This window comes from Candidatus Hakubella thermalkaliphila (assembly GCF_013281975.1).
Classification (GTDB): domain Bacteria; phylum Actinomycetota; class Humimicrobiia; order Hakubellales; family Hakubellaceae; genus Hakubella; species Hakubella thermalkaliphila.
This window is the reverse complement of the sequence record NZ_BLRZ01000094.1, coordinates 1-7,558: the sequence shown is the minus strand read 5'-3', so window position 1 is coordinate 7,558 and position 7,558 is coordinate 1. Positions and strand designations below refer to the sequence as shown.

The window sequence follows — 7,558 nt, the reverse complement described above, 5'->3', positions numbered from 1 at the left end:
TTGTCTACTTTGCCCCTTTCGAGTACATTTTTAGGTGAGGCAACGGGCTTTGGTTCAGCAGTTCAGCGAAGGGGTCCCCTGAAGTTCCCCCTATGCTGTAGAATATGGTCAGTGCCAGACATACAATCATGTTTCCCCTGGCACAAATAACTTGATCCTGCTAATATAGGCCGTAGAGATAGAAGATGAAGAAGCAAAAACTTAAGATCATGATGATAGCCCCCACCCCTTTCTTTGCTGATCGGGGCTGACCTATGACCAATTGAAATAGTCGACGAAAATATAAAGCTAGTACAAGGGAATCGCCCATGCACCGCGGCGCACCACGTCGCATGAAAATTGTGTTATTTTCAAGGGAGGGACATGACTGTACTCATCACCGGAGGAGCCGGCTTCATTGGATCTCACCTGGCCGAAAATCTGGTTGCAGAAGGTTACCGGGTAATATGTATCGATGACTTCAACGACTACTATGATCCCCGGATCAAGTGGGAAAACATAGCTGGACTTCAGGCCAGGCCGGAGTTCCGTCTGGTAAAAGGGGATATTACCAATAAGGAAACTCTGGAAGAACTATTCTCGGCCTGGAACATCGACCAGGTGGTGCATCTGGCTGCCCGGGCTGGAGTAAGACCCTCCCTACGCCAGCCGGCCCTCTATGAAAAGGTCAATGTAGGTGGCACAATCAACCTCCTGGAGCAGTGCGTCAGGCACCAGGTCAAGAAGTTCATCTTTGGATCCTCTTCCTCGGTCTACGGAGAACAGGATAAGATTCCTTTCAGTGAGGAAGACCGGATAGAGCGGCCCATTTCTCCCTATGCCGCTACTAAAAGAGCGGCCGAGCTGATTTGCTATACCTATCACCATCTCTATCAGCTTCCTGTAATCTGCCTGCGCTTTTTCACTGTCTATGGCCCCCGACAGAGACCGGAGATGGCCATCCATAAGTTCACCAGCCTCATCTATCAAAGACAGCCCATCCCTCTCTACGGCGATGGTAGTTCCAGCCGCGACTATACCTTCATCTCTGATATCGTCTCTGGCCTAAGGGCAGCCATGGACCGCAATTTTGGCTACGAGATCATTAACCTGGGTAACTCCAGCCCTATACAGTTGAAAGAGCTGGTCCGTCTGATCGAAGAGGCCCTGGGCCTGAAAGCCCGTATCGACTTTCAGCCTCCTCAATCCGGAGACGTCACCCGCACTTACGCCGATATCTCCAAAGCCCAAAAGCTACTAGGCTACCATCCGGAAGTACCCATCGAAGAGGGCGTCGCTCTCTTTGTGGACTGGTTTAAAAGGAATCGCCCATGCCCCGCGGCGCACCACGTCGCATGAAAATTGGGTTATTTTCAAGGGAGAAGAACTTGAACCCAGATATCAGACAGGAGAGCGGAGAAGTAGATCTGTCTGTGGTAGTGCCTGTTTACAACGAAGTAGAAAGCCTGAAGCCCCTCTATCACCGCCTCCAGGAGGTCCTGGATAAAATGGACCGAAGTTACGAGGTGCTTCTGGTAGATGATGGGAGCAATGATGGCTCCCTGGAGAAAATGAAATCTATTCATGCTGAAAATAACAGGTTCAAGATCATCCAGTTTCGCCGCAATTTCGGGCAGACTGCAGCCATTGCGGCTGGATTTCGCTTCGCCCGGGGAAAAGTGGTGGTGACTATGGATGCCGATCTGCAAAACGACCCTCAGGACATTCCCAGCATCCTGGAGAAAATGGAAGAGGGATACGATGTGGTTAGTGGGTGGCGAAAGAACCGCCATGATAAGTTTCTGACCAGAACCCTTCCCTCCATGTACGCTAACTGGCTCATCTCCCAACTGACCGGGGTTCATCTCCACGACTACGGGTGTACCCTCAAGGCCTATACCAGGGATGTGGTCAAGAACATTGATCTTTATGGAGAAATGCACCGCTACATCCCGGCCCTGGCCAGTTGGCTGGGAGTCTCAGTAGCTGAGGTGCCAGTTACTCACCACAGCCGCAAATATGGCAGATCCAAATACGGACTCTCCCGCCTCGTAAGAGTGCTCCTGGACATCATAGCCCTGAAATTCCTTCTCAGCTATTCCACCCGCCCCATCCAGGTCTTTGGACTGGTGGGTCTTGTCTCCGGTGGTCTGGGCTTTTTTATCTCACTTTACCTGACCGTGGAAAGACTTTTCTTTGGCAAACCCCTTGCTAACAGGCCCCTCCTCCTTCTGGGAGTCCTTCTCATTTTCGTGGGACTTCAGTTCATCTCTATGGGGCTTCTGGGGGAGATGACTGTCCGAACCTACCACGAGGCTCAAAACAAGCCCATTTATTTTGTGAAGAGGATAATAGACTGAGGGAAGACGTGGTCGGAGTCCTAGCCCACGAAACGGTATTTCACCAGAGTCCAGATGGCCGAGAAGATGCCGGTCCAGGAGAACTTTCTCCCCTGAGCCTTATCCCGGCCCGCGTAGGAGATGGGCACCTCATATATATGGATCCCTTTATTGCAGATTTTGGCAGTTATCTCCGGCTCGATCTCGAAACGGTTGGATCTCAGGGTAATTCCCTGAAGGCTCTCTCTGGTGAAAAGCTTATAGCCAGTCTCCATATCGGACAGACTGGTGTTGTAGAGAATATCGGTAAGCAGAGACAAAATCCGGTTACCCAAAAGGAAACCGAAGCTCAGGTTTCTCTTCTCTCCGGTAAGACGGGAGCCGTAGACTACCGTGGCCTTGCCCTCCAGAATAGGGTGGATTAGCTTACGGTAGTCCCGCGGGTCATATTCCAGATCAGCGTCCTGAATGATAATGTACTCTCCCCTGCAGACAGAAAGTCCCGTCCGCACTGCCGCCCCCTTACCCCGGTTCCTCTGGTGATAGAGCACGGTTATCTCCTCTCCCTCCATCTCCTTCAGGATCTCCCGGCTCCCGTCAGTGGAGCCATCATCCACCACCATAATCTCCTTGTCCATGTCTGGAACTTCCACACTCTTAACCCTCTCCACAATTTCCCTCAGAGTGGGAGCCTCATTGTAGACAGGCATGATGATAGAGAGCTTCTTCAGAGTTAGATCCTCCAGGTTTACCGGAACGTACTCAAAGTGGTTGGTAGCAAAGAACTTGATGGTCCTCATCAGACCTTCCTGGAGCGGAAAGCTGGGCTCCCATCCTAGAAAGATCCTGGCCCGGGCGATATCTGGCCTCCTCTGAAGAGGATCGTCCCCGGGAAGGGGCTTGAACACAATCTCCGATTGAGAATTACAAAGAGTTCGAATATAGTGAGCCAGCTCCAGGATAGTGATCTCAAAGGGATTACCCAGGTTCATAATTTGATTGATGGCCTCTTCCTTGCTAATAGCCAGCAGAATCCCCTCCACCAGGTCATCAATATAACAGAAACTTCTGGTCTGGCTGCCATCGCCATAGACGGTGATGGGCTGGTTACTGAGACACTGGGATATGAAATTGGGGATAACCCGGCCATCATTGAGCCTCATGCGAGGACCGTAGGTGTTAAAGATGCGGATAATAGTGAAGGGCAGCTTGTACTTATGGTGATAGGCCATGGTCAGGGCTTCGGAGAACCTCTTTCCTTCATCATAGCAGCTTCGAGGTCCCACCGGATTAACATTTCCATGATAGTCCTCCCGCTGGGGACTGGTGTCGGGATCGCCGTAAACCTCCGAGGTAGAAGCCACTATGATCCTGGCCTGGTTCTTCCTGGCCAGCTCCAGCATGTTGGCAGTACCTCTGGAGTTAACCAGAAGGGTCTCAATGGGGAGATTGGCATAGTCGATGGGACTGGCCGGGCTGGCCAGATGAAGAATGAGATCCACCTGAGCCTCATAGGGTTCTGTGATATCATGTTTCACCAGAGTAAAATTGGAGCGACCTTCCAGATGGGCCACGTTGTCAGGTGTGCCGGTAACAAAGTTATCCAGGCAGATCACCTGGTGACCCCTATTCACCAGGCGGTCGCACAGATGAGAGCCGATAAAACCGGCTCCGCCGGTAACTAGAACTTTCAACCTTACTCCTTAGCAAAACTAGATACTTTTTGTAATACGGTCTTTGTGTATCCAATATTTCCCTTATAGCGGGACATGTTTGATCCTGTCAATAACGGTACCGCTAATTTTCTCAACCTCATCCATCCAGAGTATCTGGTCTGTATAGACTAGATCAACCCTCTTTCCCTCAACTCCTGGGTAGCCTGCTCCACCCTATCCTCTGCGCTCACCTGGCGGGACCACTCGATGAGCTCTCGCATGCCCTCCTTAAAGTCCACCTGGGGCTCATAGCCCAGTTGCTCCTGGATCTTGCTGATGTCAGCAAAGCAGTGCCTCACATCTCCTTTGCGAAAAGTATTAGTTACGTTGGGCTCAATGTCTACTCCGTAGAGTTCGGCCAGGACCTGGGCGATCTGCTTTATGGTAATGGGACGACCGGTTCCCACGTTGAAAACCTGGTAGTTAGCCTCCTCCTTCTCCATGGCCAGCATGTTAGCCTGGACAATGTCGTGCACGGAGACGAAGTCCCGGCTCTGCTCACCATCCTCAAAGATGATGGGCCGGTGGTTGTTCTTAATCCGGCTCATAAATATGGCCACCACTCCGGTGTAGGGATTGCTCAGGCTCTGCCTGGGCCCATAGACGTTGAAGTAACGCAAAGCTACCGGGGGGATATGGTAGACTCTTCCCACTCCCAGCACCATATCCTCCTGATCTCTCTTGGTAATGGCGTAGATGCTGTTTACCTCCAGTTTTTTGGTTTCCCGGGTAGGCACAGGCTTGAGGATAGAATCACAGTGCGGACAGTGTACCTCCCAATCCCCCTGAGCCATCTGCTCTGAGGGCCGTAACAAAGGAGAAACCTCACCACATTCTTTACAACTATAGGTCCCCTCTCCATAACTGCTCATGGAGGCAGCCACCAACACTTTCTCCACCTGGTGCTTTTGGTTGGCCAAAATGTCGCACAGATTGGCCGTTCCCAGGGTGTTGACCTGAACGTAGCGACTGATCTCATACATACTCTGGCCCACTCCTACCGTGGCAGCCTGATGGAAGATCACCCGTACTCCCTCTATGGCCTTTCTCAGAGCGTCGTAATCGCGCACATCACCGTGGACAAACTCAGCCTCTCGGTTCAGGTAATCAGGGGGATTTCCTCCAGGATGAACCTGAGGCTCCAGATTGTCAAAGATGCGCACCTCATACCCTCTTCTCACCAGCTCATCAACTATGAAGGATCCGATGAAGCCCGCCCCGCCGGTGACCAGTACCTTTTCCACTATACCTCCTCCCGGTTTATCCAAATACGGTCTTAATTATAGAAGACCGGCCATCCAAATGCTACCTTTTGTCCCAAATCCAGGCAAGTATTTGGGTAGTCTTGGAAAATTTGCAATGGGCCTACCCTTCTAATATAATTAGACAGGCCATGATCAGGAACCTGGCCAAGATCTAACCCTACAACGTCATTTACCTGAATACCTACAATATGTTCTGGCTCAATTAAAGAAATTGCCCTACATATTGAACTAAGATTCTTAAGTATCGCTGTAGGGCTAACTTCTTTCTTTTATGCTGCTCCCATCGGCTGAAGCTCCTTGAATAAGAATGGAGGTCCCATGAAAGCTTTTGTTACTGGAGGAACTGGATACACTGGAGGGGCTCTCTGCACCCGGCTGGCAGAGCAGGGCCATCAGGTCAGGGCTCTGGCCAGAAAAACCAGCAAGACCGATCAGTTGAGGGACCGGGGAATCGAAATCATCTTTGGAGATGTAAGGGACATCGATTCTCTTCGCCCGGCTATGAAAGATGTAGACGTGCTCTTCCACCTGGCCGCCCTCTACCGGCAGGCTGGCTTCCCTGAGCACATTTATCATGACATCCACATCAAGGGTACCGAGAATATGCTGCAAGTGGCTCTTGAGGAAGGGGTAAAAAGATTTATCCACTGCAGCACCATCGGTGTTCTGGGCCATATCTCCAATCCTCCGGCTAATGAAGAAACTCCCTACAATCCGGGCGATATCTATCAGATAACCAAGATGGAAGGCGAAAAGCTGGCTCTGCGCTACTTTCGGGAGAAGAACCTTCCGGTAACAGTGATCAGACCTGCTGCTATCTACGGACCGGGAGATATGCGGATGCTCAAACTCTTTCGCTCCATTGCCAAAGGGAGGTTTGTCATTCTGGGCAGTGGTGAGACTACTTATCATCAAGTTTACATCGATGATCTGATCACCGGCTTTCTTCTGGGAGCCGAGAAAGATGTAGCCATCGGGCAGATCTATATCATTGGCGGAGAGGAATATGTAACCCTGAACCAGCTCACCACTATGATCGCCCATGATTTGGGGGTATCCCCTCCAAAGCTTCATCTTCCAGTAAAGCCCTTCCAGTGGCTGGGCCCCCTGGTAGAATCAGTATGCATACCTCTGCGCATAGAGCCCCCTATTCATCGCCGGAGAGTGGACTTCTTTACCAAGAGCCGGGCCTTCGATATTTCCAGGGCCAAAAGAGATCTGGGATACCAGCCCCAATACGATCTCAAGACAGGGATTCACCTTACCGCGCAGTGGTACCGGGAGCGGGGATATCTGAACTGACGCTCACTCCGCAAATACTCTTGTGTCTGGGGCTGTCCCAGGGGACCCGCAAGCCTGGGAAGGGTGATAGGATTGTTCTCTCCTTGTGGATGCGTTCGAGAGTGACTGGCGCCATTTCTTAGGCTGAACTGGCTAGGAGGCAGGCCCTTTCCCCACCACCGTCTTCTCTTCCACCATGCGGGCTTTAAGGCGTAGGCCGGTAAGGAAGAGCACGCCCATGGCCAGAAGCCCCGGGAGGATGTTCCAGGTAATCTTGATAATGTAGAAGCTGAATCCAGAGATGATGGCCAGTTCCCTGGGAAATCCCAGAAGCATGAAAGCCACCGTCCAACTGGCCTGATAGGTCCCCAGCCCGGCTATGGAATGAGTAGGCAGAGCGGCTGACAGCTCAGCTCCTCCCGTTCCCAGAAAGACCTTCCAGAAGCTCAGATTGGCCAGGGAGAAACCCTGGTCTATAAGCAGGCTCAAAAGAACCAGATAGAAGAATCCGAACTTGAAGATACGCATGATGATGGTGGTGGCGAAGACGTTAGCGTAAATCTTTCGAGCTCGCATCTCCTGGATATCCTTATTGGTAAGCTCCGCCTTTTCTTTTATCCAATTTATCACCCAGAACCTTTCCAGTTCCCACCGTCTTACCAGGTAGTTAAGCGCCCTGGTACCTGTATCCACCAGACGATGAAAATAGATCAGCAGCAACATCAAGAGGATAAACAGAACCACGGTGACATACACCAGGCCCGCGGGGAAGAAGGCCAGGTTCTCCGCTCCCAGGAAAACCACTGCAAAAAAAAAAAAATTATACTATCGGTCAGCCGGTGTATCAACAACGACTCACAAGGAGGAGCCGCACAGCAATTCCAAGACGCTCGTGCGTTACTCACAATGCCTGGAACAAGTCCCAGCGTCCAGAACACTCGAACTTATTCGAGGTACACAAAGTGGGACGATCACCCTC

General features: G+C 51.3%; 6 protein-coding genes. 3 read left to right on the top strand and 3 right to left on the bottom strand.

The annotated features are described in order from the left end of the window. Window positions 1–363 precede the first annotated feature (363 nt). Both HW443_RS08465 and HW443_RS08460 read left to right on the top strand, forming a co-directional pair. Entirely contained in the window at window positions 364–1,338 is a 975-nt protein-coding gene (locus HW443_RS08465) for a GDP-mannose 4,6-dehydratase (protein ID WP_176236792.1), read from the top strand. Further along, on the top strand, window positions 1,311–2,339 hold the full coding sequence (locus HW443_RS08460; protein ID WP_258188943.1) for a glycosyltransferase family 2 protein: 1,029 nt from the start codon (window positions 1,311–1,313) through the stop codon (window positions 2,337–2,339). The genes HW443_RS08465 and HW443_RS08460 overlap by 28 nt, the downstream gene beginning before the upstream one ends. Before the next feature lie 20 nt (window positions 2,340–2,359). Here HW443_RS08460 and HW443_RS13635 read toward each other — a convergent pair whose 3' ends face one another. Then, window positions 2,360–4,012 carry an NAD-dependent epimerase/dehydratase family protein gene (locus HW443_RS13635; RefSeq protein WP_181040581.1) on the bottom strand — a complete coding sequence of 551 codons (1,653 nt, stop codon included), beginning with the start codon at window positions 4,010–4,012 and terminating at the stop codon, window positions 2,360–2,362. Between the two features lie 149 nt (window positions 4,013–4,161). Beyond that, complete coding sequence (locus HW443_RS08445) at window positions 4,162–5,277, bottom strand: SDR family NAD(P)-dependent oxidoreductase (protein WP_308751096.1); 1,116 nt, start codon at window positions 5,275–5,277, stop codon at window positions 4,162–4,164. A 339-nt stretch (window positions 5,278–5,616) separates the two neighbouring features. Here HW443_RS08445 and HW443_RS08440 point away from each other — a divergent pair, with 339 nt between their 5' ends. Next, a complete protein-coding gene (locus HW443_RS08440) occupies window positions 5,617–6,600 on the top strand; it encodes an NAD-dependent epimerase/dehydratase family protein (RefSeq protein ID WP_176238062.1) in 984 nt (327 codons plus the stop codon). Between the two features lie 132 nt (window positions 6,601–6,732). Here the strand turns inward: HW443_RS08440 and HW443_RS08435 are convergent, their stop codons facing one another. Next, window positions 6,733–7,383 carry a lysylphosphatidylglycerol synthase domain-containing protein gene (locus HW443_RS08435; protein WP_176235284.1) on the bottom strand — a complete coding sequence of 217 codons (651 nt, stop codon included), beginning with the start codon at window positions 7,381–7,383 and terminating at the stop codon, window positions 6,733–6,735. Between the last annotated feature and the right edge of the window lie 175 nt (window positions 7,384–7,558).

Coding starts and splice junctions, on each gene's coding strand:
- HW443_RS08465 (WP_176236792.1), top strand. CDS start 364: ATGACTGTACTCATCACCGGAGGAGCCGGCTTCATTGGATCTCACCTG.
- HW443_RS08460 (WP_258188943.1), top strand. CDS start 1,311: ATGCCCCGCGGCGCACCACGTCGCATGAAAATTGGGTTATTTTCAAGG.
- HW443_RS08440 (WP_176238062.1), top strand. CDS start 5,617: ATGAAAGCTTTTGTTACTGGAGGAACTGGATACACTGGAGGGGCTCTC.